Genomic DNA, 26,771 nt, shown 5'->3' with positions numbered 1-26,771 from the left:
ATAATGTTTGATTTACTACCGGAACTTCGGCAACCGACCCAAAGCGATCCTCACCGTTCAGAAAGCGTAACGACGAGTATACCGACAAAACAGACATTGGCTTATTTGCCGTGCTTGGAATCATAACAGCGATGAAAAATGCAGTTATCTTCGACCTTGATGAAACGTTATTCGACCGTACAGGATCATTGAGGCTATTTCTTACTGATCAATTTGGACGGTTGTACCCCGATATTTTCCAAGCACTAGAAACCACTATTATTAGATTTTTGGAATTGGATAATCGAGGACGAAGGCCAAAAGATGAAGTATATACAACCCTACTTGCGGAGCTTGGATTAAATGACGCGGGCTTGATCGCAGAATTGTTTGACCATTACGAGCAAAACGCGTGGCGATTCGCGTATGGCTTTGACGGTATGACAAAAACACTTAATGAAATTAGGGCACTTGGGTGGAAAATTGGTATTGTAAGTAATGGCCAAACACACATTCAAATGCGTAGCCTCTTCGCTTTGAACTTAGATCGTCTAGTGGATACATATCTCATCTCTGAGACTGTAGGACTTCGAAAGCCTGACCCACAAATATTCGAGCTTGCAGCTCTCAAATTATCTGTCCTCCCTTCAGATTGTGTATTTGTTGGTGATGCCCCAGAGGCCGATATAATCGGAGCACAGCGAGCTGGAATGAAAACTGTTTGGTTTCCAAACGGAGCACATTGGCCAAAAGACTTAGCAACAAAACCAGATGCAACAATCCATTCTTTGATGAAGTTAACCGGAGTGCTTCGTGAACTAAATGGCCTCCGATAAAGGCTCCGAGTTGTCGCTCACTTCAAATTCAGCAAACATCCCCTTATGGCACTAAGCCGCTATAAATCATAGCCTGATTTATAGTCGCAGTTATTGTGGTTTGAGATCGATGATTGCAGCCCAATCGCAAAGAATGTGGTTTCATTCGCAGCTAATGTGGTTTGGCATCCTGCGGATAGATGCAATTAATGTGGTTTCAAAAACCCGATAAGTGCAGTTCGTTACACTTATTCCCCATAACAAAAAAACTTTAACCACTTACAATACTTAAACAATATCATTAACTGATCTAGCCACAGGCGATGAAAACGTCACCTTCAAAGATGTCGAGAAAAACTAAGAATTATGACCTTCGGCATTTCTGAATAACGGACGTCACAGATCTTACGTTAAATATCCACAATCAACGGATGGACTAAACAACAACTTAAGAAGCCTGTGTGTTTAGCCCATCTGTCTTATTCTCGTCGCCATTTTTATGGAGGCCCATTGTCTTCTGGACGGATGCAAGAATGACCATAAGCATATCAACGTTTTTACCATCAGATGCCAGCGGAAGAATAAGATCCTCGACGTCCAGAACATCTTTTTTCGGCCCAACATAAGGCGTGAAAGCATAAACAGGTTCAGCCGATTCAACAGCTCTGCTGCAATTTTCCCATACGGTTCCCGGGGCTTTTAGAATATCGATGGCACTCATCCACTCACCCGTGTAATCGCGGGACAGCAAAGGCACAATACGCGTTCCCACAAGTCTGAAGCGGAAATCAAGCGGCTCATCCTGAACATCAAGCAATAAAATGTTTGGCAAAAACGCCACCATCTCCGCAGGACTTATGTCCTCACGGCTCGGGATTGCCTCGCCCCGGCATTTTGTAAGCCAGTATTTGTGCGCCAAGCCTGCGGCGACAGTTCTGTATTCCACGTTAAGCATCTTGGTGCTGCTAAGTTCCCTCAGGCCATAATTTTCACTGCAAAGTTCAATTAAGCCAACATCTGGCTTCTCTTTGGACCTTTAACAAAAATATCGCTTAGATTTAGGTCCAACTCTGGGCCTGTTCTAAAACAGGCAATTCTTTGGGGAACGCACGCCATTTATGATAAATAAATCATAAATACTGCCCAAAAGACTGCGCGGTTATGATGTATAGACAATTAAATGTCAAGCTTAGCAAAACAAAGGATACCGGCTTATTCCATCATATAAAGTCCAGTGACGTTTAATTACATTGATTATATTGATAAATTTTTCTTTTGCGGTCGAATACCAACCAATGACTGAATACTTGTTATCATTTAAAAACAATATTCGCTCACTACTTAGTAGAATGACAATTAGCTTGTAGATCGAACTATCTGCTGACAAATCGCAATCACATCTTCGGCCTGTTTCTTTGAGAGAGATGTGCTTTTAAATGCCTCAACCGTAACATCTATACTTTTTTCGGAAAGCTCTGACCCAACTTTGGTTAAAACGATGTTTTTCTGACGCTCATTATCACTCAGTCTTTTTCTTGTGATAAATCCTTTTTGCTCCATACGCTTTAGTAGTGGAGTCATGGTCGCATTGCTCAAGCCTGTCCTGTCAGCTAGCTCACTAATAGAAATACCGTCCTTTTCCCACAAAACCATCAGAACAATAAACTGAGTATAGGTAAGCCCCAGTGGTTCCAGAAGCTTTCGATAAACCCCCGTAAGACTATTGGAAGCACTATACAGAGCAAAACAGAGCTGCTCCTCTAATGGTACAATTGTCAAGATAAGAACCTCAAAGAATTTGAATAAACGTTGAGCCACCTTGCGTTAAAAATATTAAAATAACAAGTTTTTGCTTGCTAACATTTAGCTTACTAATTATATGCTTACTTAATGTATATAAAATTAGCAAAGGAAAGTAGGATAAAATGCAATACAAAAAGATCTTTCCACGAGAAATTTGTGCGGTTCTAGGCTTGTTTACCTATCTTACGTTCAGCGGTGAAGTCCTTAGTGACGGCTTTGACACGGCAACAGATACCGTAAATTCCTTTGAAGAACTATTCGGTGTAACAGAGGGGAAACGGCGAAATCATACAAAAGGATTTTGTTTCACCGGCACGCTATACCCCGCCGACAAAGCGATACAAAGATATTCAAATAGTCCTATCTTTAGTAGTGAATCTAAGGTGATCGGTCGCTTATCTCATAAAGGTGGCAACAACAGTGCTTCTGATGCAAAAGCAGCAGAATATGGAATGGGTCTTGCGATCACGACTACTAACGACGAAGAACACCTTATGGCCCTGAACACGTTGGATTTCTTCCCTGTTCGAACCCCGAAAGCCTTTGCAGAGCTAATGGCCGCAAAAGTCCAAGGGAAAGAAGCTGTAAAGGCTTTTAAAGCTACAAATAAAAACCTTCAGCGCTTTAAAAAACATGAAGCAGGTAAAAAAAAGAAGCTAACCCCATATGAGGGATCAACATACAACAGTATCAATAGCTTCTATCTCATAAACGATACCGACGACAAGACTGCTGTAAGATGGTCCTTTATTCCGACACGCCCGCAAAAGATTGTCCTTGAACCTCAACAGGATTTCTTTTTTGAAAACATGAATAAAAACCTCAACGACGGAATAATCGCCTGGGATATGCAAATTACTTTGGCCAATAAAACAGACGATGTTGATAACGCAGCAGTGCCATGGCAGGGAAAACACAGAAAAATAATTGCAGCACACTTAAAAGTAGATGCTATATCTTCGGAAAAAGATGGTCACTGTGATAACATCAATTTCGATCCTCTGGTGTTATCCACAGGTTTTGAGGCCTCAAACGATCCACTACTACAGGCGCGTCGAGACTCTTATGCAATTTCCTTTAGCCGTAGGCTCGGCGAACAGAATTAATCATCAAGCGCTTAAACACAAATTATAACAAAAAACCAACGGAGAGAGAAATGTCAGATAAATGGCTTGGAAGTTTAATAACCGACACCGCACAAGACGGCTATGAATTGGCTATCAAATTATCACGGATGGGCGTGAAATACACACAGCCGTCAGATGATATTCGAAAGAAGATCCGGCCTATCTACGAAGAAAATGCCGATAACCTGATAGCCTCGTCACAGGTAATCGCCACCCACTTTCAAACAGTAGCAGCTGCTAATAACTACTGGAAATAATCACAACTCAATCCAAGACAGTCAATAAATTATCATAAAACTGATTGTCTTGGATAAATTTATCTTTTGAAGCTTTTAACATATAAAATTTTCTCCAAAGCCTCCACCTATTCACTTGCGATCTGTATAACCTTCTAAAACAACATAGCAAAAAATCTAGAATAGAGAGCTAAAACTGCTCAAAGAAATAGGACATCAACAGTAAACCCAAATTCGCAAATACAGCTGGAAAATTTGATATTCACAAACCATATTTAACGAACTTTGAAACTCTTGCTGAAATCAGGTGTGACTAACGACATGCCCGATAAGATTTCCATTCAAGGTATAGCTTTGACCTGCCGTCCAGCCATGTTCATTGAGGGCACTCCGCACCTGATCACGGCTAAGGTATTTATCACGGGACTTTTTGTTGCAAGTTATGATCATCACTTCCTGCTCCTGCTCAGAATTCTTTCCGAGCCAATTCCGGAGCTCTTGCTCAGATAAAACTTTTATCCGCTTTAGCTTTGGTATGTTCATGACACTCAGTCCTGTAACCATCCTAATCTTTATGGCAAAAGTATTATTCACACGCCTCGGGGATATCGTCAATATCATAAGGAGTGGCCTCATAAAGCGATTTTATCCAGTTTGCATAGATTGCCGCAGTGTATCGCCAAGTATTAACCGGAGCCTTTTCGATATCATCATCCGGGAAATAGTTCGGCGGAATTGGTAACTCGGGATAGGCGTCACGATCGCGCAAATACTCTTTCTTCATTGTGAAAGTATCGTATTCGGGATGGTTGAACATATAGATCCGGCGGGGATAAGTCTTGCAGCCCTTTTTAAAGGCTTTGTTCTCTGCCACGATAAAGGTATCCCCCTCGTCCGTGCAGGAAACCAGTTCCAGCGCCTCGTATCCTTCTACCTTGTCGCGGTGTAGGCGCTGCCAACGGCCCACAGGGATCGGAAAGCGGTCTGGTAAGCCAAAAAGAAGGTCCGCACTATCGGCCTCGATACCATGCTCAAACACACCCAGCGTTTTTGTTTTGCCGTTGTGGCACTTGATATCATGGAAATAGCGCATGGCGGCAAAGCCGGCCCAACAAATATACATGGACGAAAGCACATTGGTTTTCGACCAGTTAAAGATTTCCTGAATTTCGCCCCAGATCCCTTCGCTGGTAACATCAGCATCAAGCAAGTTGACGCCAGTCACCAATAACCCGTCGAACTTGCGGTGCTTAACCGTACTCCAGGCATTGTAATATTTACTGATATGTTCACTCGGCGTGGATTTGGATTGATATCCAGCCTGCACATTGGCCATATAGCTATCTGTCGCAATAAAAGTCAGTCTGATCTGCAAAGGCGTATGCCCCAACCACCGCGCCAGTTGTAGCTCTGTTGTCTGTTTGTCAGCCATCAGGTTCAGGATCGCAATTTCCAGCGGACGAATATCCTGATGAAGGGCCTTTTCCTCTGCAATCGCCGTGGGATCCCCAAGCGACGGCAAAAAGGGATGAGCTTCACTAGCTGTAATAACGATAGGCAAACCAACAATCCTTTAATATGCAAACTATCCTGTGAGACCGACAAGAAGTCACGACAGCACAACAACAAAGACATAAACTAAACTTGATATAGATCGTTACACCTCAAATCAAGCCCGCCCTAGCCAAAAGATATTAATAAAAAATCCTGATTACGGAATACAAATCTTAATCGCATCTAATCACTAAATCGTAAATCCGCCCCAATAGATCCGTAGGACAGGTCAACAGGGGTATTCAGATACTTCCTGATCCCTGTTACCTAATCCCTGTTAAGTGTCTTGTTTTTGGACATCTTCTGGGCGAGAGTTAAGCCTAGCAATAAAACAACAAATCCAAAATCACAAAGTCCGCATCATGCCTAAAACACCAAAGAAAACCATACTCACCTGTGCCGTTACCGGAAACTTGACCAAGCCGGAACAGCATCCGGGTTTGCCCATTACGCCAAAGCAAATTGCAGAGGCAGCACTTGGTGCAGCAAAGGCCGGGGCAGCCATCGTGCATTTACATGTGCGCGATCCTGCAACGGGTAAGGGATCTATGGATCTTAATCTCTACGAAGAGATGGTTGGTCTGATCCGTCAAAAAAATCAGGATGTGATCCTCAACCTGACCACAGGTGAAGGCGGTCGTTTTATTCCTTCGGAAGATGATCCCAAAATCGCGGCACAAGGCAGTACCCTCTGTCGTCCCGAATTGCGTGTTGCCCATGTGGAAAAACTAAAACCCGAAATCTGTACCCTTGATTTCAATACAATGTGGTCTGGTGAAGCCGTGGTGATTAATACCCCACGCAATGTCGAGATCATGGCGGATCGTATTTATGCCGCGGGAACCAAGCCCGAGATTGAACTCTTTGACGTCGGTGATCTTAACATGACACTGGATTTTCTGGACAAAGGTATTCTTAAAGCCCCGACCATGATGCAAATCGTCATGGGGGTTCGTTACGGTATTCTACCGACCCCGCAAAGCCTGATGTATCTGGTATCACAAATTCCCGAAAATACCGTCTGGGCGGCCTTTGGCATTGGCCGTCACGAATTTCCAATCCTCGCCCAGTCTTTTTTGTTGGGTGGACACGTGCGGGTCGGCATGGAAGATAATCTGCAAATCCGCAAAGGCGAGTTGTGCCGCGATAACGCGCAACTGGTTGAAAAAGCTGCTGATATTATTGACCATCTGGGGGGAACACTGGCCACGCCGGACGAGGCCAGAAAAATACTGGAATTGTAAATTTACGAATATTCTTAAATGACACAACGCTGGAACGATACTAGATAAAAACTAAATACTCACCGAATAACAACAAAAAATTAACAGGATTAAAAGCGCTTATCTTGAGGATTTTCATTCAAGAAACACCATGACGTGTATCCATTGTTTTTCAAAAAAACATCAAATCCTTGGCTTGTGACACTGCGCTCAAAATAAGCGTTTTATGAGGTCCATAATTCTATTTACCAATTATTATAGATATGTTCATAAAATTTTATTCAAAATAAGTATAACAAAAAAACGCTATCCTTTGGAGCTTGATATGTATGGCATGGTTAACAAATACATAGTTCAAACAATACAAAATGCCTATGGAGAGAAAAAATGGATGGAGATTACGGCCCAAATTCCTGAAATTCCACACTTCTCACAAATGAAACAATATCCAGATGATATTACTTATTTAATTGTTCAAAAATCCGTAGAAATCTTGGCTGTCGATGCAGATACTTTGCTCGAAATACTTGGTAAAGGATGGATAAAAGAGACTGCAAATGGTCCTTATGGAAATTATTATAAACTTTATGGAGATACGGTTTTTTCATTCTTAAACAACCTAGACACTATGCATGCAGCATTAGGAGCACAGATGACCGATTTGTCTCCTCCCTCATTTATCTGCAAGAACATAGATTCTAACACAATTTGCATCCGGTATATGAGTGATCGCCCCGGACTTACTTCTTTCGTCAAAGGATTATTAGAAGGACTTTGCGAAAAATTTAACTATCCCGGCCATGTCACAATCAAACAAGTACGCTCAGATGATATCGATTACGATGAATTTTTTATAGAAAAAACTGCATGAAGACATCAATAGAAAGCAGTACGCTACTTGAAGCTATAGGGTTTTATTTTGCTTTCGGGAAGGATCTTTCTATTACCGAATTTGGCGGTAATCTTGAAAAAATCATTCCTGAAATTCAAATTGGAACAAATGTTAAAGATATATTTCTTCTGGAGAGGCCCAATATAAAATGGTCTTTGGAAGGTATTGATTTCATTTTAAAAAAACCAATTTCCATACGATCCATTTGCGGGAAAATTCTTTTTAATGGCGCTCTTTATCCAAATCACGATCGCCATCTTTTTGTCGGTTACCCGGTACTAACCAATATTAACGAAATCTCGGATTTAAATCTTACTATGACTGATTTTGCACCGAGTAATCCGTTTCACTTTTATTTCGGCACCTTACAGGCAAAAGATGCGTTACTCCAAGATTTAGGCGAAATGACCAAAACACTAGAAAACGCAACTATGGAAGCCCAAAAAGCTAATATGGCAAAGACCTCTTTTCTAGCAACGATGAGCCATGAACTCCGTACTCCTCTCAACACTATTATTGGTTTTTCTGAATTAATAACAAATCAGATCAATGGCCCAATAGGCAACAGCGATTATATTTCATATGCCAATGACATAAATAGTGCTGGCCACAATCTTCTTTCTGTTGTCAATGATGTCCTTAATGCAGCCAAGCTTGAATCTGGGAAAATAGAATTAAAAGAAACCGAGTTTGAATTAATTAGCTTGTTAAATTCCTGTGCAAAAAAAATAAACACTTCTGCAGCAGAAAAAAGCATCACTATTGATCTTGAGTTTGCTCAAGGAATCTCACAAATATATGCAGATCCTGATCAGGTTAAGCGCATTATTAACAACTTATTATCAAACGCTGTAAAGTTTACACCTAACAAAGGGACCGTTGTTATCAACTGTTATCTATCCCCCGAGAAACAACTAATTATTGAAGTTTCTGATAATGGTATCGGTATAGAATCTAAAAATTTAAAAGAAATATTTGAGCCCTTTAAACAAGTACAAAAAGTTTTAACCCGAGATTATGAGGGCAGCGGCCTCGGTTTATATATAACAAAGTCTCTCGTCGTATTGCACGGTGGAGAGATTGCAATTGATAGCCATGTTGATAAAGGTACCAAAATTACAACTACCTTTCCAAGTTATCGCGTGATTTAAAGGGTTACGGTCTCTATTTCGATGTTGCTATCGTCGCTTTTTCCAACACCATTAAAATAATTAAATCTTGCATCAATTAAGTTTGTTAAACTAAAGCTAGCTTGGACAGCAACAGATAACCAGTCAAATGACAGACCTTAAAGCAACGCTTCATCTGGTATGTGGGAAAATCGCCGCGGGGAAATCAACACTGGCGCGCGATCTATCAATTGATCCCAAGGTTATTCTGATCAACGAAGACACCTGGTTATCCCGCCTCTATCCTGAGGAAATCAATACTATTCCCGACTATGTGCGCTGTTCGGGCCGTCTGCGCAGCATTATGGAAGATCACCTGCAACAATTGTTACAGGCCGGATTATCGGTCGTTCTGGATTTCCCCGCGAACACACCTGATATTCGGGCATGGATGCTGGGCATCGCCACCCGCGCCAAGGTAGAAAACAAACTGCATTATCTCGATGTCAGTAATGACCTGTGCAAGGAACGCCTGCACGAACGCAACACATCCGGGTCCCATGAATTTACCCCCAGCGACAAAGAGTTTGATGTCATCACCAGCTATTTTGTACCGCCCCAAAAGGACGAAGGATTAAATATTATCCTTCACGTGCAATAGCCTATACACTTGAACTTGATTGCCATAAGTCTTATAGCTCGCATATTTCAATTCGCTCTATAACCAGAAATCTGGTTACCCGATATTTCTGGAATTCAAATGACAAACTCTCCCGTAACAATCGTCACAACAACGGAAAATAACGCCGTTAAAGCTACCCCGGTAATCAATAATGCAGAAAACAGCCCAACAGCCGCCCCCACCCGTATTCTTCTGGGCGTCACGCTGATGGCGCTGGCGATGATCGTTGTGCCGGGCATGGATGGCATTGCCAAGTATCTCAGCGATAATCATTCCACGTCCCAAATAGTCTGGGCGCGTTATGTCTTTATGACCGCCCTGTTGCTGCCCGTTATCCTTTTTCGCTATCGTTGGGAAGTCCTGCGGCCCAGATCACCCGCCAAGCAGGGGTTGCGCGGGCTATTGATTATCGCATCAAATTTCCTGTTTTTCTGGTCCCTCGCCTATATGCCCATTGCCGATGCACTGGCTTTGCTGTTTGTTTATCCGCTGGCGATCACCATTATGTCCGGCCTGATCCTCAAGGAAAAAGTCGGCCCCCGCCGCTATGGGGCCGTTGTGGTCGGTTTTCTTGGTGTGTTGCTTATTCTCAGACCCGAAGCAGACAATATTTCCATCCCCGCCTTGCTCGCCATCGCAGCGGGCATTTTACACGGCGCCTATATTGTCCTGACCCGCTCCCTCGCCCAACAAACGCCCGCGTTGGTCACCTTGTTCTATACCGGGATTGTCGGCACGGTTGTAATGTCCTTCGTTGCGCCCTTTTACTGGTCAGTGCCCACGGCAGATAGCTGGTTCTGGATGATTATTCTGGGCCTTTGTTCCGGTCTGGGGCATTTCCTGCTGACAAAGGCCTGTGCGCTTGCACCGGCCTCCATTCTTGCTCCGCTGGGGTATGTAGAGATTATCTCCGGCACGCTGATCGGCTATTTTATCTTTGGCGATTTCCCCGACCTGTTGACCTGGGCGGGCATTATCGTGATTTGTGGCAGTGGCCTGTTCATTGCGCTAAGAGAGGCTCAACTCAAGAAAAGGGATCATTGATCCCGTTTTATCTTGGGCCTTTTTCTATTTTCCCCCTGCGCAAAATTTTACCTCTTGGGCAAAACGCAAAGATTTAATCAGATTTTTTTAGGGATAAACAGCACAAGAAAATTCGCAATCAACAGCATCGCGCCGAGAAAATAGAAGGCCGAGATCAAGCCATAACGATCCGCCAATGCTCCACCGATAATGGGGGCAAAGGTGGTCATCGCTGACTGCACCCCGAATAACACAGAGGTCGCGGTGCCGCCCATGTGCGGCGGGGTCATATCCATCAGCCAGCTATGAACCACGGGGCGCACGGCAAATAACCCAAAGCCCAACATGGCAATGCCCGCCACAAAAACCGTTGTATTGTCAATCAGCGTCAACAAGATCAGCATAACCGTGGTAATGCCCAATCCCCCGACCACCAATGGCCTGCGCCCGATCCGGTCCGACCAGATCCCCGCAACCGGGGCCGCAACAAGCCCCGCGGCCTGAAAGGCAAAAAGCGCCAACGCCAAGTGAAAGGGCGACAGGTTCAATTCATTCGCAAGATAGAGCGGTAAAAACACCAGCAAGCCCGTCTGCGCCATATTGCGAAAACCAGACATACAACACAGTACCATCACCGCCCGGTTTTTCAGCAAAGCCCCCACCCCCGCGAGATAATCCCTCCCCCTCATTCTTTCGCTAATTTTTCCACTCACCTTTTCATTCTGGGAGTGACGTTTATCTGGGACGTTTTTATCCAGATCCCTTGTTTTCAGATGTTCGTTGGCTTGTTCCTTTGAAACCCGATATTCCCCTTGCTTTCGAAAACCAACCCGCTCGACAAAGAAGAACAGCAGTACAGCAACCACCAACGGGACAACAACGCTCGTCTCCATCGTCGCGCGCCAACTCAACGCAGCCAACACCGGTGCCATGATCACAGGCGCAACGGCATCACCCAGATTGGCCCCCAGCGCATGAATGGACAGAACATAGCCCCGCCGATCAGGATAACGCAGGGACAGATAGGATATCGCCGCCGGATGCCACAGGTTATTTGACATCCCGATAAAGACCATTGCGAGCACCAGCAAAGGATAGAGGCTAACCGCCCCCATGGCATAAAGCGCCATAGCCCCGACCAACAGGGAAACCACCTGCCACAAAACCCGACGTCCGGTAATATCCACCAGCGGTCCGCTAAAGACATTGGCCCCAAAGGATGCAAGAGAAAAGACCGAGGCAAACAACCCGGCCTCCACATAGCTCAACCCCAGATCCTGCGCCATAAAGGGCAACAGAAAATAAAAAGTCGCAATCACCCAATGCGTCGCGCCATGCCCAAGACCAACAAGGTAGATGGAATTGTCTTTTTTAACCCGAGAAAATGTCTGTGCCGCCAGTCTCATAAATTCGACTTAATACAAATGCCGCTGAAAGCCGACGAAGGCATCGCGGATACGGGGAATGCCGCCGAGGTGATGCGCGGCGTCGCCGGTTGAGCTGTATTTCAATTCCAACAAGCTTGGTAGTTTGGCCTGATCCAGTTCCTGAACGCCCTGTTCTTCGTATTGGCCGAGGACAAATTCCAGAAAGGCCTGTAGCTTGTCATCGTAATCGCGCAGGATGACATCTTTGTGGGTATCCACACGCTCGGTTCTGGTGATCGGGTCCATGGCAAAGGCGATATAGGCCAACACATCAAACAGGTCGCTTTGTTGCGCATCAATCAACTTGGCAACTTCGCTCAAAACCGCTTCGCCGTACCCGCGTTCTTCGAGTCCCTGTATCAGGGCTTTGCGGGTATCCGGCTTGCCCCAAAGCATACGCAGTTCATCTTCGTCCTTGAACAGTTCCGGCAGCTCCCCGAACAATCTGTTAATAAACTGCGCAGAGGAAACGGGCTTGCCATCCGGCCCCCAGAAGCTGGTCGCGGCCATGTGCTGTATGCGCCGGGCTGACCCATCTGCCAGTTTAATGACGATTGTTTGTTTTTCTTCCGGTTCCCCCGGATCATAGCCACCGGGTTCATCCTCCATCCCTGTGGGTTCACCATCTTCGTCTGGCTTTGACGGTCGAACAGGACGATCTGCGGGGTCCAGTGGTTCACCATCCCATTCGGGATCTTCGAACATTTCATAGTTTTTGCAAAAATCGTAGATGGTGAAATAGTCTTTGTCATCGAACAGGCGCGTGCCCCGACCAACGATCTGCTTAAATTCGATCATCGACTGTACCGGGCGTAGCAAGACAATATTGCGTACATTGCGGGCATCGACCCCGGTGGACAGCTTGGTACTGGTGGTCAGAACCGTGGGGACGGTTTTTTCGTTGTCCTGAAATGTGCGCAGGAAGGCTTCGCCGCGCGCGCCATCATCGGCCCCGACACGCTCACAGTAATGTAGGTCGGAACTTTCTTTGACTTGATTGATCAAATCACGGATCAGCGCAGCATGAGGCTGCCCCTTGCAGAAAACGATGGCCTTTTCCTGTTGATTGGCCTCGTCCATAAAGATCTCAACACGCTTGGCTTCACGTTCTTTGATGACGATACCGCCGGACTTGTTGAAATCCTGTTCCCTGTACCTCTTGCCTTCTTCGATGATATCCGCGCCCTCTAAAATCGTATCACCGGGGGTAAAGACATAATCATCCATGGTGGTGGTAATCTGACGCACCCGAAACGGGGTCAGGAAGCCGTCGTTGATGCCTTCTTTCAGTGAATATTCATACACAGGCCGCCCGAAATAGGAATAGGTATCCACATTGCCCTTGCGCTTGGGCGTTGCGGTCAAGCCAAGCTGCACGGCGGGTTCGAAATATTCCAGAATATCCCGCCACGCGCTTTCGTCCTTGGCCCCACCCCGATGGCACTCGTCAATGATAATAAAATCAAAGAAGTCTTCGGGGTAATCACCAAAATAGGGTATGCCATCTGGCCCGCTCATAAAGGTCTGGAAGATCGTAAAAAAGATATTGGCGTTTTTCGGCACCCGTCCCTTTTTCCGTACTTCGTCCGGGGCGATCCGCACAAGTGCATCTTCGGCAAAGGCAGAAAAGGAATTATAGGCCTGATCCGCCAAAATGTTCCGATCCGCCAGAAAGAGGATACGCGGACGTCGCGTTGGCTCTCGCGTCAGGTTCCAGCGACTTTGAAACAGCTTCCACGCCAGTTGAAAGGCAATAGCTGTCTTACCTGTGCCCGTGGCAAGGGTGAGCAAAATGCGGTCCTTGCCCGACGCAATCGCATCAAGGCTACGTTCAATGGCATTGTCCTGATAATAGCGTGGTTGCCACGTCCCGCCACGATCTTCAAAGGCCACCTCGGCAAAACGGTCACGCCAGTAATTCTCGACATGATAGATACGGTTCCACAGGGTTTCCGGCGACGGCACCGCGCCCATAGACGACAGTTCGACCTCTTTGCCCGTCTTGGTATCAATCTCGTAGAGGCCCTTGCCATTGGTGCTATAGGCAAAGCGCACCTGAAGGCGTTCCGCATACTCAACCGCCTGTGGCCGACCTTCGGAAACCGGGTATTTTTCTGCCTTGGCCTCAATCACTGCCAGCTTCTTATTGCGATAGATCAGCACATAGTCCGCCGCCAAAGACTGCGCCCGTCGCCCGCCACCGACCAGACGCCCCTGTGTGATGGTATGTTCCACAGAAATCCGACTGCCCTCAACCACCGACCAACCCGCCGCCAAAAGCGCGGGATCAATCAAATCCAATCTGGTCTGGGCTTCGTTTCTGCTCATAAAAGGACTTCTTGCCCCGTTACGCGCTTGCCTGTGCCTTGAGGCATAATATTTTCACGACGTATCCTCGCCAGTGCTTCGATAAATTCATGACGCGGGATTTCCCGTTTATCACTGTGCCAGTTTTCACGTGCCTCATGAATAATGTCATCGTCACTTGGCGTCTTACCATCCAATAACAGATTATTCCAAGCCGCATGAACAGTCGCCACGAGCTCAGCTTGGCGAGTATTTAAAGGCACCAAGAGACCAATAATTTTCGTATAGATATCCTTATGCTCGACTAAAGCATCCTGAGCTTGGGCAAGGTATTTGTCAAAATGAGAAAGTTTAACGAAATCATATCCTTTTCCTCGTTTCACGAACTCAAAAAACCTGTTTTCTTTTGCCCATTCCTCAGCTTTTCCCATATGCATGAAATCATTAGGACCGGCAGCATCTTTGATAGGTTCCCGACCAAGATCAACACCTCCAACCGCTTCGATCAAATGTAAAAGTTTCTGCGTTTTAACATGCCCAAATGTCTTCTCTTTTTCGAATTTAGCATGTCTGGCAAAAGCAATCGCAATGATATTGGCAGTATATTCCCGTGTCGTTGTATCAACCGTATCGGGTTTGGTAAGCTCCCCTGCAAAAGCCTTCTGCAACAGGGATTGTTTAAGTTCTTTGAGGGCTGTGAGTTTTTGTTGGTAAATAGCCTCAAGCTTTTTTGAAGATTGATATATTTCATCAATCTCTTGAGATAATATTTTTTGAGTTTCAATCGACGGAATATGAACTTTATAATTAAAAAGATGAGTTCTATTTACTTTAGGCATCCCTGCTCTAGCAGATCCTTTTACGGCATAATCCGTAAAATTTTTACAAAGAAGCATGTAAAAAAGAAAGTCACGCTCTAAAATATCCCGTTTGGGCATTAAAGGATATACATCTGCACTACATAAACCATTAAAATCAGGCCGGCATACTTTCATTAAGTATGGTCGAATTTTACTATACAAAACAACGCCTTTATCAAAAACAAACTTACCTGATATTAGCTTTTCTTCTCTTGCGGTCTTAACATTCACCAATTCATCTGAAAGTGTCATCATATTACCAGCACCAAGATGAAGAAGATCAATATATTCTTTATCTCGAGGATCAATTAACTTGGCTGTGATTTCACATATTTCCGTTAAACTTCTCTCCACCCAACCATCGTCTTTTTGTGTGAAGATGTTGTTGAGGTAGCTTTCGAAGAGTTCTTTGGCGTTGGCGAGGTTTTTCTCGGTGTTTTCTTTCGCCTTATCAATCCCCGCAAAGGCCTCATCCAATATCGCCACAATGCGCTTTTGCTCTTCAAGGGGAGGAAGAGGGATTTGCACTTTACCTAAATTTTTTCGACTTATTCGCTTTCGTGTAGAACCAGTGCATCTATAGTCAACGTCTTTTAGGTAATTACTGCTCAAGCTAAAATATTTAAAAAATTCAGGAGAAACGACGCCAGCCTTAAACCGCAAAATTGAACAATCAACTGCGGTAATAAGCTTCTCATTTAAGTCTGGTATAATACATGCTCGTCCAACAGGATCAGGTAACCGAGAAATTAAACAATCACCTGAAAAAATTTCTGTACACTTTAACTTTTTGAACGTTATATCATTGATATACCTTGCCTTCTCAACCCTATTTTTAAAAATACCCTCGCCGACATTACCTGTTTGAATTAATCGAATACCATCATTAGATTGATCCTTCTTTTCAATCCAATTTCCATCTGTAAAAATTTCACAGATATCTGAGATAGTTTTCATTTCCCACATCACAACATCCTCCGAATGTTCGAGAGGATCTTTGCGCTTTCAACGTCCAGTGCCGCGATCTCAGTCATAATCTCGTTTGGATCGCGCAAAGGCGCGTCCTCGGGGGTATTGGGGTTTTTCACAGAAAGATCATAGGTGGCTTCGTCCAGATCAGCGCGAGCAATGGTCCATGACTTTTCACTTTCGGCAGCAGTCTTTTGCAGGGTGACGAACTCGGCAATATCATTGTCGTTCAACGGGTTGGTTTTACCCATGTTGCGACCGGGGTCGAGTTGGTAGAACCATGTGTTTTTGGTGGCCTTGCCCTTTTCAAAAAACAGCACCACGGTTTTCACCCCTGCACCGATAAAGGTGCCCGAGGGCATATCGAGGACGGTGTGCAGGTTACAGCTTTCCAGTAGTTCTTTGCGCAGCGCGACAGAGGCATTGTCGCTGTTGCTCAGGAAGGTGTTTTTAATCACCACCGCACCGCGACCGCCCGCCTTAAGGGATTTGATAAAGTGTTGCAGGAATAAAAAGGCGGTCTCGCTGGATTTGATCGGGAAATTCTGCTGGACTTCCTTGCGTTCCTTGCCGCCAAAGGGTGGGTTGGCAAGGATAACGTGGTAGCGGTCTTTTTCCTGCAAATCCATGATATTCTCACCAAGGGTATTGGTGTGAACAATGTTCGGGGCTTCGATGCCGTGCAGGATCATGTTCATGATCGCGATGACATAGGCGAGGCTTTTCTTTTCCTTGCCGTAAAAAGTGTGTTTTTGCAGGGTTTCCAGCGCCGCCGTGGTGGTTGCCTTTTCCCGCAGGTAATCAAAGGCTTCGCACAGGAACCCAGCAGACCCCACCGCGCCATCGTAAATACGGTCGCCAATTTTAGGATCAACAACCTGTATCATCGCACGGATCAACGGACGCGGGGTATAGTATTCACCGCCGTTACGCCCGGCGTTGCCCATGTTTTTGATCTTGGCTTCATAAAGATGCGACAGTTCGTGTTTTTGCGTCTGGCTGTTAAAAGACAGGCCGTCCATTTCCTCGACCACATCGCGCAAGCTGTAGCCGCTTTGAAAGCGGTTTTTGATCTCGCCAAAGATCTCGCCAATTTTATATTCGATGGTATCCGGGTCTGTGGTGCGCTGTTTAAAGCCCTTGAGATAGGGAAAAAGATCGCCATCCACATAGTCGATCAGATCATCACCCGTCAGGGCTGTGTCCAAATCTATGCTGCCGTCGGCCTTTTTTGGCGCAGCCCAGACACCCCAGCTATGCTTTTCATCAATAATACGGCTATAGTCTTCGCCCTTGAGTTCCGCATGCATGGCCCGATCAAGTTCCAGCGCATCCAGATACTTTAAAAACAACAGCCACGACGTCTGTTCCGTATAGTCCAGTTCCGAGGCACAACCCGCCTCTTTACGCAGGATATCGTCAATGTTTTTAAAGCGTTGTTCGAACATGTAATTTTTACCAGACTTCAAGAATACTTTTGCTTTGGGGAGATGAGGAATACAACACGACCCCGGTTCATAGAAATCGAAGAGTATTGTACCCAATCCGGGTCACCTTATATCGTAAAGAGATTGAACCCCAAAGACTTATTCCCCCAAACAGTTCAAGAACTGTAATCATATTTTGCAACCACATCAATAAGGTTGTAAAAATCCATACAAGATCACGTATAACGAAATACAAGCACCTATTCTCTCTCAAGTTCTGTAATTGATCGTTCGAGATAACAAACAAGGTTTCCATTATGAATTCGGATATGGATTATTCAGAAATAGAACTTCGGGAGAAATTTAAAGATTATATCGGGTCGGGTGAAATCGAGGTGATCGAAGACAATGATGATCCGGCTGATTATGACTTTATCTATCAGGAATTTCCTTGGCGTGGCCAGTATATCCATTGGCAAATTGTTCCCAACGCTAAATATTATCAGGTTAAAATTCCCTATAGATCGGCAGAAAGTTACGATTTTACAAAAAGGATGATCGAGAAACATACCTTGAGTGGATCTGTCGTACTTTATGGCGACGTATTAATGCAGAATGATTACCGTATGGATATTTCATTATTACCAACTGTCCTTTGGGATTTCATACCGATACCACTTTGCCTCTATGCCGTTAGTCCTGAACAAAAATGGTGCTTTAGTTTTAATGAATATCGCCATCTCAATTTTGGCTATGTACCAAACAGCTTGTCGAAATAGATCCCGCAAGTAAAAAGGCCCTGTTATTCTCAGTGCGAGATATACAAGGCCTCTTTTATATACACCCAATCAGATCGGGTTCCCTAAACCGCAACAAAACGATCCCAATAAAACAACCTCGCTGAGGTTATTTTAGTTTCTTTTCGGTTTCTTTGATCACGCTGTCGAGAACATGACGTTTTTTCATGGTGCTGACGGCTGATTTCAGGACCTTGATTGCGCCTTTGTCATCGCCCTTGTCTTCCAGTGCGGTGGCAAGTTGGTTCAGCATACCGAAATAGCGGATATGGCCCAGAGTATCTGCGGCGCTATCAGGGTCATCAATCAAGGCGGCGGTTTGTGCCTTTGCGCCCTGATCAATTTTGGCGTTGATGGACTTGATTTCCAACTCTGCCTTGTCGTCAGTCCCGCTCAATACCTTAAAGTCCCGAAGCATTGGGGCGCTCAGGGCCAGATTGGCGTGGCGGGCCGCAGGGTTTTTGGCACAACGGGCCGCAACATCGCGCAGCACATCATTGGCACCATCCAGCGACGGTGCACCAGCGAAAGAAATGGTCCGGGCCACGTCTTCGGTGAAGTAATCCGGCGCCAGTTTGCTTTCTTCAGCAGAGGACGGCGGGTTCACATAAACCCGAAGCACGTTGGAACTGATGATTTCATCATTCACATCAATCACTGCCTGAATGTTATAGAAGCCGGGTTCATCAATGGTCCAGCCGTCGGTAGAGGCACTGACCATATGCGATCCGTAAATGGCTTGTCCCGGTTTCAGATCGGTGGTGTGTTCATGATGGCAATGGGTGGAAAGTGATCGCCACTTGCGGGTTTTCCCTTCACTGCGTTGAACAAACAGCGTGATGTGACGCCCATCTTCCAACAGATCTTCTTCGATCTCTACAGCCTGATCCGATACATTCTTGAGCTTGAGTTCAAGAGATACTGGTTCAAGGAACTGATAGCTGTTGCCAGATTTGTTCGGTCTGATTTCCAGATCAAAGTTACCGCTCTGTAAACTGCTGTCCTGTTCCAGATTATGGTTAGAGAACCAGTCTTCATTGCCCATCTGCACAAAACGACGTGGCGCATGGCGCATATACACCAGCTCTTCATCCATAAAGCGGAAACGGAAGTCCGAGAAGAAGGCGTTTTCACCACCGGACACCCGGAATGGGTAGCTCATAAAGGTACGCGCTTCGTTGTTATTGGTCAGCGGTATCCACGGGTCCCCCCCGTTATAGCTGAGCGATTTCTGCCACGAATGTGCCAGGTTAAAGGCATGACCCATTTCGTGGATTGCGGTCCAGAAAACCATGCGCCGACGCCATGCTGCTGCATTGGGATCACCCGCCGGGGCATCCTGAATAAAGCTGTCGGTGAAGATCGCTGTCCCCTGTCGGTGGTTTGGCCCGATATCATCGAACATGATACCGCCAAGGCCACGCCCGCGATCATGCCGCCGGGCAAAGAGCACCCACATGGCCCATTTGGGTCGGTTCTGGAACCGCGACCAATAGGTCACCATGGCATTGTGCATTTCCGCATCACTCCATGTGCCATTGGCCCCGGCCCCGCTTGTGGGGATCACCGATCTGTTCGGCGACATGGACACATCAAATCCCGCACGGCGATAGACCGTATCCATCGAGATGTTTTCCGCAGGTAGGTTCGCCGGACGGTTGGGGTGAGAGCCAATATCATAGGTGGTTGTTGGCGCATTCGCATTGGACACGCGATCAACCTCGAACTCAACCTCGTCAAAGTGTTGGCTTTCAAAATTAAGGCGATAGACACGGCGTGTTCTGCCGGGGCCAATCAGCGTTAATTTGTATGATCCATAGCTAAACCCACGACCACGGGACGCTTCGAAGATCACCCTGTTCCCGGGGATCAAGCTGTTCATACCATCACGATAGGTGATGTTTGTCTCGACCCGGCGGCGGTTCCACCCCAGACAGCGATCTGATGTGACCTCTGCAATGGCGTGTGCCCTCGAGAAAGGAAAACGACGGTTGACCTCAATAGAAATGCGGTTTTGCGGAAAGAAACGATCCACATCCACACGCACCTTAATGCTGATCAGCGACAGTGGAATGAAGGGACCGACGGGACGCGCTGGTCGTGCGGGTACAGAAGGCGCCGGCAGAGGAAAAGGACCGCGTGGTATCGGAAACGGACGCGGCGTTGGCCTGAACGGTGATGAATAGCTATAGGTGCCACTCAAGGCCGAGCAGAAGTTAAGGGGAATACTTGGTCCCGGAATACGACCAGGTATTCGGCCCGGAATTCGACCAGGTATGCCCGGTATACCGGGAACGCCGGGGATTGGACCACCCGGCACAGGCGTAAAGTTCTCCAGATCACCATCTTCACCCTCATCATCAAAGGCTTCCAGATCATCCAGATCTCCTTCGGTAAAGTCAGTCGGACCACTATAGATACCGGGAAGATAATCAGGATGTTCCTCGTCCTGAATAAGCACTTCTTCGTTGGTGAAATCGTCTGTGTCCAATTTCGACTTTCCAGAAGACTTCGCCTCTACAGACTTCACTTTTTCGGAACTCTCTTTTGTTTTTACAGCCATTGTAAACTCCTTCCAAATTCTTCAATTTAAAAAGGAGGACCTGAAATCAACGACACCCCGTTACAGCTTCCAAACAGTTATAAACTCTGGATCATCAGGTAAGCGTCCTGTTCCGGCTTCCGGATGACTGTATCGGGGGTGGTACAAATCTGAATGTTGAGTGCGTTATTTTCTCCAGACTTTATGTTCCAGATATACAATTTCAGATCTGGTTCAAATCTGGTCTAGATTTAGTCTAGATCTAGTCTGGCGCATCCCTTACCCACCGAGATGCCTTTGATGTCAGTATGGTACTGCATATATTGCAAAGCTATGTATGAATGAGTGCACAGATCTCATGATCAAAGCCTTGTCGAAATGCAATTCAAGCACCCTGTTTTTCGCCGGATATACTTCGGACGACGATTGTTCCGAAAACACAGTTCAATAAGGGTGCCAGATACTTCTCTGATCCGGTAGTTGGTAATGTGATTTACTCGAAACCCTGCCATAAAAGGCTTGGACAGAACAAAATCACCGTTTTGCCGAACGACCAACGAACGGAAAGCAAGCAAAGAGAAAGAATAAACAAGTTACAAACTGACGCTTTACACTTCTTGTCAGAAACCTATCTCTATTCAGATACCTCTTGCTAAGTTGATGGCTTCCCAAATCCATCGAAAATAAGTAAACCATAGCTTGCGTTTCATGTGTTGTGAATAAAAAGTGAATAAAGCGTCCTTTATCTAATATCCATTTTATATCAGAGTATTAACAAATTTTTTCACGCAAATCAGCTTACATTTTCCGACACTCCATTTTGCCTGAACGCCACTGATCCGATGACAACGACAAAGGCCAGCAGGACAAAGAGGCCAAAGGCAAAACGCAGGGAAGATATTTCGGCGATAAAGCCGATCAGAGGCGGGCCGAGGAGCAGGCCGCCGTAGCTGAAGGTTGCGACCGAGGCTATGGCCACGCCGGGGCTGAGCTGTTTACTGTTCGCAGCACGGGAAAAGACCAGTGGAAAGACGATGGAATAGCCAACCCCCATCAGGGCAAGCCCCAGATAAGTCACCATCAAACTGGAAGAGGTCGCCGTAACGGAGCTACCGATCAACGCGGCAATCCCACAAAAGCGTAAGATAGTGACCGGACCAAAACGAGTGATCAAGCGATCCCCGACAAAGCGCATGGCAACCATGGTAATTGAGAAAACGGTATAACCAAGCGCAGCCTGCCCCTCTCCGACAAGAATAACAGAAGTTAGGAAGACGGCGGACCAATCGGCCATGGCCCCCTCGCCCACAGCACAGGAAAAAGCCACCAAAGCGACAACAAATAATGCCCCCCGCGGGAGAGCCAGACGTGGCCCTTTCGGTTTCTTTCCCTTTTGATCCTGAGCTACATGATTTAGCGCTGGATTGTTTTGTCTGGACACTCCCTGACCATTTTTTGTGTTTAGAACTTGTGGCAAGGCTGAAAACCAGATCAAGGGCGACAGCATCATGGCAAAGGCAACGAACTGATGACCATAACTTATCTCTTCCCAAGCTGCGATGGCACCAAGCCCGGCACCAACACCCGCACCGACGGAAAAAAAGGCGTGAAAACTGGACATAATAGAGCGCCCATAGCTGCGTTCCACCTCTGCTGCCCAGGCGTTCATGGCAACATCCATTGCCCCCAATCCAGCGCCGAACAGAACCACAGCAATAGACAACATGACAATAACTGGACTATAGCCGACCAGCATGACCGCCAGACAACAAACCACAGCACAGATTAGCGTCACCTTTGCCGATCCAAAGCGATCAGACAGCCCCCCGGCAATCGGGAAAGCAGCAATCGCTCCGCCAGACATAAGCAACAGCAACAAGCCAAGATCACCCGGAGAGAGATCAAAATTCTGCTGAAGTGAAGGAATACGCGCCGCCCATGTTCCATAAAGTGCGCCATTGAGGATAAACATTGCCGTGACAGCCCATCGAGGAGATCGTAAACCCCGAGACTGAGACTGAGAGTGATACTGAGACTGAGAGTGATACTGAGACTGGTCTTCAACCTGTTTCCGTGCTTCTTTTTCCACAGTAATTGCGCCTTCCTTAGACATAGGATACCTCAAACATTCCGCACCTCTATTTCAAAAGCGTTATATACAGCTGTCATCTCTTTCGATCCCGATGAAATCAGGATATCAATGCCAGTACATGGAATAACCTGATGCGCTGACCGAGTATTGAGCTTTTCTTCTGACGCCAAAATCACAACACGATCTGCATTCTCTGCCATGATCTGTTTGATCGCTGCTTCTTCCAAGTCATCCGCCGACAAACCGAAATCAGGATCTAGTCCGCATGTTCCCAGTACGGCGACATCAGCCAAAGATTTTGACAGACTTCGAATGGCCTCTGCCCCCGTGGCAATTCCCCCCAAGGGTCGCAGTGTTCCCCCGATCAGGATCACTTCTATCTGTTTTTCCAATAACGCTGTCGCAATCAAAGGCGATGGCGTGATGATCTGCCCTTTGTAGCTAGGGGGTATTTGCCGCGCAAAAAAGAGAACCGACGTGCCGCCATCCAAAAACATACTTGGTGAATTCATCAGAAGATCCGAAAAAGCACCGCCTGCCTTTGTCAACCAGTCCGGCGCTTCCTTGAGGCGTTCCATCATAGGAGAAAGCGCTTTGTCAGCAGGGATCGCACCGCCTTTAACCCGCTTGAGCACACCTTGTTTTTCCAACGCAATAAGGTCACGGCGAATTGTATCAGGAGAGACTTGAAGCTCATCACTGATATCAAGCGCTACAAGTATTTTCCCGGTTTCAAGCCGTTCAATCAAAAGAGCTTGTCGTGTGTCGGGGTTGTTTAAATCAAGCTTTTGCATAGAATAAGTATCGTTAAATAAGAAGAGCAACACTACAAATTATTGCAAAATAATGCATGAATATGCAGTAATACGCAACGCTGTTCTTTAGAATAAGTATATTTACGGATGTCCTTCCTCATTCAAAAAGACGAAACTTATTGTTAATTTTATTTTTTGATAATGGGGGAACCTAGTTTCGAAGGACCATATCAAACAATGCGTTTAAAAACAGCATGACAGATCAAGAACCCGTTCGGGACACAGTAAAAATTCTCTACGCAGAGGAAAGCGTAGGCAATTGTAATAACTTTAAACATTTTATAGAAAATTCTAAAGTCGCCCAACTAGAACTCGGCCCTTGTAACGTTACGACAGTTTCTTCGGGACAGGATATTCTTAGAGAAGCAGATCAAAGTAAATTTGATATTATCCTGATTGATTGCCATTTAAAGGATACGTCAGGCCTTGAGATAGCACAGAATCTCTTGTCCAAACACCCAGAATGCCCGCTGTTGTTAATGGCGCAAACAGGTTCAGAATACCGCGCTCTAGAGGCTATCTCTCTGGAAGTTACCGATTACCTTATCCGCGACAAAGACCAGAATTACTTTCAATTCGCACCAATTCTGATCAAAAAACTTCTGGCACGTGCAAAAGTGAAACAGAGCCAGATCAAAATTGAAAATGATATAAAGAAGGCAAAAGATGAACTGGAACAACGGGTCGAAAAACGAACCCAGCAACTAAAGGTCCAATCCCATCTTCTGGAACGATCATTAAATTCCTTACATCATGGTTTTGTTGTTTGGGGCCCTGACGATCGAATGGTAGTTTGTAACAACCGCTTCCATACTCTTTTTGGTATACCCGAAAATACTTTCAAACCCGGAATTTCGCTATTTGAGCTTTTGCTCCATTTGGCAAAAATTGGATATTACGGCAAAGGTGTCCCAGAAGAACTGGCACGCAAAAGACACGCAGAAGTCCTGATCGAACGCGAGCAACCCAAAAAAATCCGCACCACCGGAAGCGGGCGTATTCTCGAAGTACTGGAATATAAAGATGGTGACCTTGGACGCATTGCGACCTTTTCGGACATTACAGAAATACACAATAGAGAGCGCGAAGCCGCAATGTTGCAAGAGGCTCTGGATAATTTTACCGACAGTGTTATTCTCTATGATCACGAGGAACGCGTTGTTTTTACGAACAAACGCTATCATGAAATATATCCGAATTCCCCTGCTCAGGATAAAATTGTCGGTTATACAATGACCGAACTTCTGCAAAAAAGCCTCAAAACCGGACAAATAGATCACCCTCTGGCCAAATCAGACCCGGATGCCTGGTTGGCCATGCTGCTCACAAAACGTAGAGAGAATATGCAGTGCGAAGGTGAAACCTTTCACGCCAACGGAAAGAGCTTTTTTTACAGAACCAGTAAATCCTCTCGCGGTGGTCTGATCCATATACAGACAGAGATAACAGAGCGCAAAAAAGCCGATGAAGCTCTACGAATTAGCGAAGAGCGCTTGCAAGCACAAGTTAATGAATTTCGTGAAAACGAAGTGCGTATGGAAGCGCAGGCAGCAGATCTTGTCTCGCTCGCAGAAAATTTGTCTGAAGCCCATGACAAGTTGGCGCGACTGAACGAACAAAAAGATAAATTCTTTTCCATCATCGCCCATGATCTTAAAGGTCCCTTTAACGCGTTACTTGGCTTTTCAACCTTGCTTTCAGATCGAAGCGAAACATTGACGCCAGAAAAGACCAAAGAATACGGCACCTTGGTCCATCAATCAGCAGAGCAAGTCTTTAAATTATTAGAAAATTTGCTGGAATGGTCACTGCTTCAAATGGGGCGCATGAAGTATGAACCTGGCCCTGTTGATTTAAATAAAGCCATCAAGATTAACGAAATTCTTTTTACCCCTGCTGCTGACAAAAAGAAAATAACGCTCCATTGCAAGCACACAGAATACGTCGTTCTGGCCGATTTCAACATGATCGATACAATTATTCGCAACCTGATTAACAATGCGATCAAATTCACCCCTATAGGCGGCTCCGTGACCATCGACACCCGATGTAATGGAGATTTTGTCGAGTTGGAAGTTATGGATACCGGCGTTGGAATTTCGCGAGATCAGGCTTCCCGGCTTTTCCGATTGGATGAAAATACGACAAAAACAGGTACAGATGGCGAGATCGGTTCAGGTCTTGGCTTGCACCTTTGCAAGGATCTTATCGAACACCAAGGTGGCAAAATCCATGTCATCAGTAACAGAGGCAAAGGCGCAACCTTTCGTATAACTATCCCTGTTTATCCAGCAGAATTACTATCAGATCAATTACTTAAAAAACCTCCCAAGCGGTGAGTATCGTTGATCTTGTATTTGATTTGCGATCTGAACTTTCACCTAAATGTCGGCAATTTGTTTTCGGGCAATCACCCACAACCAGACCGTCGGCTTTCCATCACTGCCCTGCCCCTTACGCTTATCAATAGCGATCAACTCAAAACCACTGTTTGTAATAAAATCGGTCAGATGACTTTCTGTCATGGCACAGAAATATCGCCCCAGACCGTCAACCCAATCGTGATTGCCCTCTTTAAAACTTGCGACAAAAACACCGCTATCTTGCAAGCTTCGCGCGATAGTCTTCAGAACACCCGGTAACTTATCCGAAGGAACATGTAATAATGAGGCTGCGGCCCAAACACCATCAAATTCAGCGTCAAAGTACAGGTCTTCAAAATCCCTCACCAGAACGTCCAGCCCTGTTCTTTTCTTTGCAATTTCGGCAAGCTCGGCAGATCCATCAAGAAGTGTGACATCAAATCCATGGGCTAAAAAAGCTTGCGCATCCCGTCCACTACCGGACCCTAATTCAAGCACTTGGGGCTTAGTCTGTTTTCGGTTTGGGAGCTGCAAACTTTCTTGAAACCTTGCCTGAACCCTGGAAACAAAAAGATCACGATATTCCTCAAAAGTTCCGGCGAAATCCCGCGCTGCATAAGCTACGGCATTTTCCTCATAATACGCCAGCGTGCTGTTTTGCTTTGTCATGAGATTAAGATTCCCGGAAAGGACTTCAATTGGATAAATAAGCGCTTGTCATCACAAAGC

The 26,771-nt window shown here is 45.8% G+C and carries 22 protein-coding genes; 10 read left to right on the top strand and 12 right to left on the bottom strand.

The window, feature by feature from the left end; all coding sequences use genetic code 11:
* The first annotated feature begins 131 nt into the window (after window positions 1-131).
* Window positions 132-815 carry an HAD family hydrolase gene (locus WH96_RS05135; protein WP_047763040.1) on the top strand — a complete coding sequence of 228 codons (684 nt, stop codon included), beginning with the start codon at window positions 132-134 and terminating at the stop codon, window positions 813-815.
* Window positions 816-1,242: 427 nt separating this feature from the next.
* Here the strand turns inward: WH96_RS05135 and WH96_RS05130 are convergent, their stop codons facing one another.
* Window positions 1,243-1,740: a PAS domain-containing protein gene (locus tag WH96_RS05130; protein ID WP_162200120.1), complete on the bottom strand. Its 498-nt coding sequence runs from the start codon at window positions 1,738-1,740 to the stop codon at window positions 1,243-1,245.
* Window positions 1,741-2,150: 410 nt separating this feature from the next.
* Complete coding sequence (locus WH96_RS05125) at window positions 2,151-2,573, bottom strand: MarR family winged helix-turn-helix transcriptional regulator (RefSeq protein WP_047763311.1); 423 nt, start codon at window positions 2,571-2,573, stop codon at window positions 2,151-2,153.
* A 146-nt stretch (window positions 2,574-2,719) separates the two neighbouring features.
* Between WH96_RS05125 and WH96_RS05120 the strand changes: the two genes are divergently transcribed.
* Together WH96_RS05120 and WH96_RS05115 are read left to right on the top strand one after the other, a co-directional pair.
* The gene (locus WH96_RS05120) at window positions 2,720-3,703 is read left to right on the top strand and encodes a catalase (protein WP_053005704.1); all 984 of its coding nucleotides are present in this window, start codon (window positions 2,720-2,722) and stop codon (window positions 3,701-3,703) included.
* A 50-nt stretch (window positions 3,704-3,753) separates the two neighbouring features.
* Window positions 3,754-3,981 carry a hexameric tyrosine-coordinated heme protein gene (locus WH96_RS05115; protein ID WP_047763038.1) on the top strand — a complete coding sequence of 76 codons (228 nt, stop codon included), beginning with the start codon at window positions 3,754-3,756 and terminating at the stop codon, window positions 3,979-3,981.
* A gap of 282 nt (window positions 3,982-4,263) precedes the next feature.
* Here WH96_RS05115 and WH96_RS05110 read toward each other — a convergent pair whose 3' ends face one another.
* Together WH96_RS05110 and WH96_RS05105 are read right to left on the bottom strand one after the other, a co-directional pair.
* Window positions 4,264-4,503 (bottom strand): hypothetical protein, encoded by a 240-nt coding sequence (locus WH96_RS05110; protein ID WP_047763037.1) that lies wholly within the window; start codon window positions 4,501-4,503, stop codon window positions 4,264-4,266.
* A 43-nt stretch (window positions 4,504-4,546) separates the two neighbouring features.
* Complete coding sequence (locus WH96_RS05105; protein ID WP_053005703.1) at window positions 4,547-5,521, bottom strand: homoserine O-succinyltransferase; 975 nt, start codon at window positions 5,519-5,521, stop codon at window positions 4,547-4,549.
* Between the two features lie 355 nt (window positions 5,522-5,876).
* On the opposite strand from WH96_RS05105, the gene WH96_RS05100 reads away from it, so the two are divergent.
* From WH96_RS05100 to WH96_RS05080, 5 genes are all read left to right on the top strand, one after another.
* Window positions 5,877-6,758 (top strand): BKACE family enzyme, encoded by an 882-nt coding sequence (locus tag WH96_RS05100; RefSeq protein WP_047763036.1) that lies wholly within the window; start codon window positions 5,877-5,879, stop codon window positions 6,756-6,758.
* Between the two features lie 304 nt (window positions 6,759-7,062).
* A complete protein-coding gene (locus WH96_RS05095) occupies window positions 7,063-7,608 on the top strand; it encodes a heme NO-binding domain-containing protein (protein ID WP_053005702.1) in 546 nt (181 codons plus the stop codon).
* Window positions 7,605-8,780: an ATP-binding protein gene (locus WH96_RS05090; RefSeq protein ID WP_053005701.1), complete on the top strand. Its 1,176-nt coding sequence runs from the start codon at window positions 7,605-7,607 to the stop codon at window positions 8,778-8,780. The genes WH96_RS05095 and WH96_RS05090 overlap by 4 nt, the downstream gene beginning before the upstream one ends.
* Window positions 8,781-8,907: 127 nt before the next feature.
* Window positions 8,908-9,399 carry an AAA family ATPase gene (locus WH96_RS05085; RefSeq protein WP_047763035.1) on the top strand — a complete coding sequence of 164 codons (492 nt, stop codon included), beginning with the start codon at window positions 8,908-8,910 and terminating at the stop codon, window positions 9,397-9,399.
* Window positions 9,400-9,498: 99 nt separating this feature from the next.
* Entirely contained in the window at window positions 9,499-10,464 is a 966-nt protein-coding gene (locus tag WH96_RS05080; protein WP_053005700.1) for a DMT family transporter, read from the top strand.
* 77 nt (window positions 10,465-10,541) lie between these two features.
* Here WH96_RS05080 and WH96_RS05075 read toward each other — a convergent pair whose 3' ends face one another.
* The 4 genes from WH96_RS05075 to WH96_RS05060 are packed head-to-tail and all read right to left on the bottom strand — an operon-like array spanning window position 10,542 to window position 17,454.
* Complete coding sequence (locus WH96_RS05075) at window positions 10,542-11,849, bottom strand: MFS transporter (protein ID WP_047763034.1); 1,308 nt, start codon at window positions 11,847-11,849, stop codon at window positions 10,542-10,544.
* Window positions 11,850-11,858: 9 nt separating this feature from the next.
* A complete protein-coding gene (gene hsdR, locus WH96_RS05070) occupies window positions 11,859-14,198 on the bottom strand; it encodes an EcoAI/FtnUII family type I restriction enzme subunit R (RefSeq protein ID WP_047763033.1) in 2,340 nt (779 codons plus the stop codon).
* The gene (locus tag WH96_RS21165; protein ID WP_053005699.1) at window positions 14,195-16,003 is read right to left on the bottom strand and encodes a restriction endonuclease subunit S; all 1,809 of its coding nucleotides are present in this window, start codon (window positions 16,001-16,003) and stop codon (window positions 14,195-14,197) included. The genes hsdR and WH96_RS21165 overlap by 4 nt, the downstream gene beginning before the upstream one ends.
* Window positions 16,003-17,454 carry a class I SAM-dependent DNA methyltransferase gene (locus WH96_RS05060; RefSeq protein WP_047763032.1) on the bottom strand — a complete coding sequence of 484 codons (1,452 nt, stop codon included), beginning with the start codon at window positions 17,452-17,454 and terminating at the stop codon, window positions 16,003-16,005. Before WH96_RS05060 ends, WH96_RS21165 begins: the two co-directional genes overlap by 1 nt.
* A 296-nt stretch (window positions 17,455-17,750) precedes the next feature.
* On the opposite strand from WH96_RS05060, the gene WH96_RS05055 reads away from it, so the two are divergent.
* Window positions 17,751-18,212, top strand: a complete 462-nt coding sequence (locus tag WH96_RS05055; RefSeq protein WP_047763031.1) for a hypothetical protein — start codon at window positions 17,751-17,753, stop codon at window positions 18,210-18,212.
* 127 nt (window positions 18,213-18,339) lie between these two features.
* On the opposite strand, the gene WH96_RS22115 is transcribed toward WH96_RS05055, so the two are convergent.
* The 3 genes from WH96_RS22115 to WH96_RS05040 all read right to left on the bottom strand — a co-directional run bounded on the left by WH96_RS22115 (window position 18,340) and on the right by WH96_RS05040 (window position 23,658).
* Window positions 18,340-20,793, bottom strand: coding sequence for a zinc metalloprotease (locus WH96_RS22115; RefSeq protein WP_204248128.1), 2,454 nt, complete (start codon window positions 20,791-20,793; stop codon window positions 18,340-18,342).
* Window positions 20,794-21,565: 772 nt separating this feature from the next.
* The gene (locus tag WH96_RS05045; protein WP_053005698.1) at window positions 21,566-22,885 is read right to left on the bottom strand and encodes an MFS transporter; all 1,320 of its coding nucleotides are present in this window, start codon (window positions 22,883-22,885) and stop codon (window positions 21,566-21,568) included.
* 8 nt (window positions 22,886-22,893) lie between these two features.
* Window positions 22,894-23,658, bottom strand: coding sequence for a DeoR/GlpR family DNA-binding transcription regulator (locus WH96_RS05040; protein WP_047763030.1), 765 nt, complete (start codon window positions 23,656-23,658; stop codon window positions 22,894-22,896).
* A 215-nt stretch (window positions 23,659-23,873) separates the two neighbouring features.
* Here WH96_RS05040 and WH96_RS21160 point away from each other — a divergent pair, with 215 nt between their 5' ends.
* Window positions 23,874-26,018 (top strand): PAS-domain containing protein, encoded by a 2,145-nt coding sequence (locus tag WH96_RS21160; RefSeq protein ID WP_053005697.1) that lies wholly within the window; start codon window positions 23,874-23,876, stop codon window positions 26,016-26,018.
* Window positions 26,019-26,060: 42 nt separating this feature from the next.
* Here WH96_RS21160 and WH96_RS05030 read toward each other — a convergent pair whose 3' ends face one another.
* Entirely contained in the window at window positions 26,061-26,711 is a 651-nt protein-coding gene (locus WH96_RS05030; protein WP_047763029.1) for a class I SAM-dependent methyltransferase, read from the bottom strand.
* Between the last annotated feature and the right edge of the window lie 60 nt (window positions 26,712-26,771).

The organism is Kiloniella spongiae (assembly GCF_001026905.1).
GTDB classification, from domain to species: Bacteria; Pseudomonadota; Alphaproteobacteria; order Kiloniellales; family Kiloniellaceae; genus Kiloniella; species Kiloniella spongiae.
The sequence above is the reverse complement of the archived record's forward strand: the minus strand, read 5'-3'. Positions and strand labels throughout refer to the sequence as shown.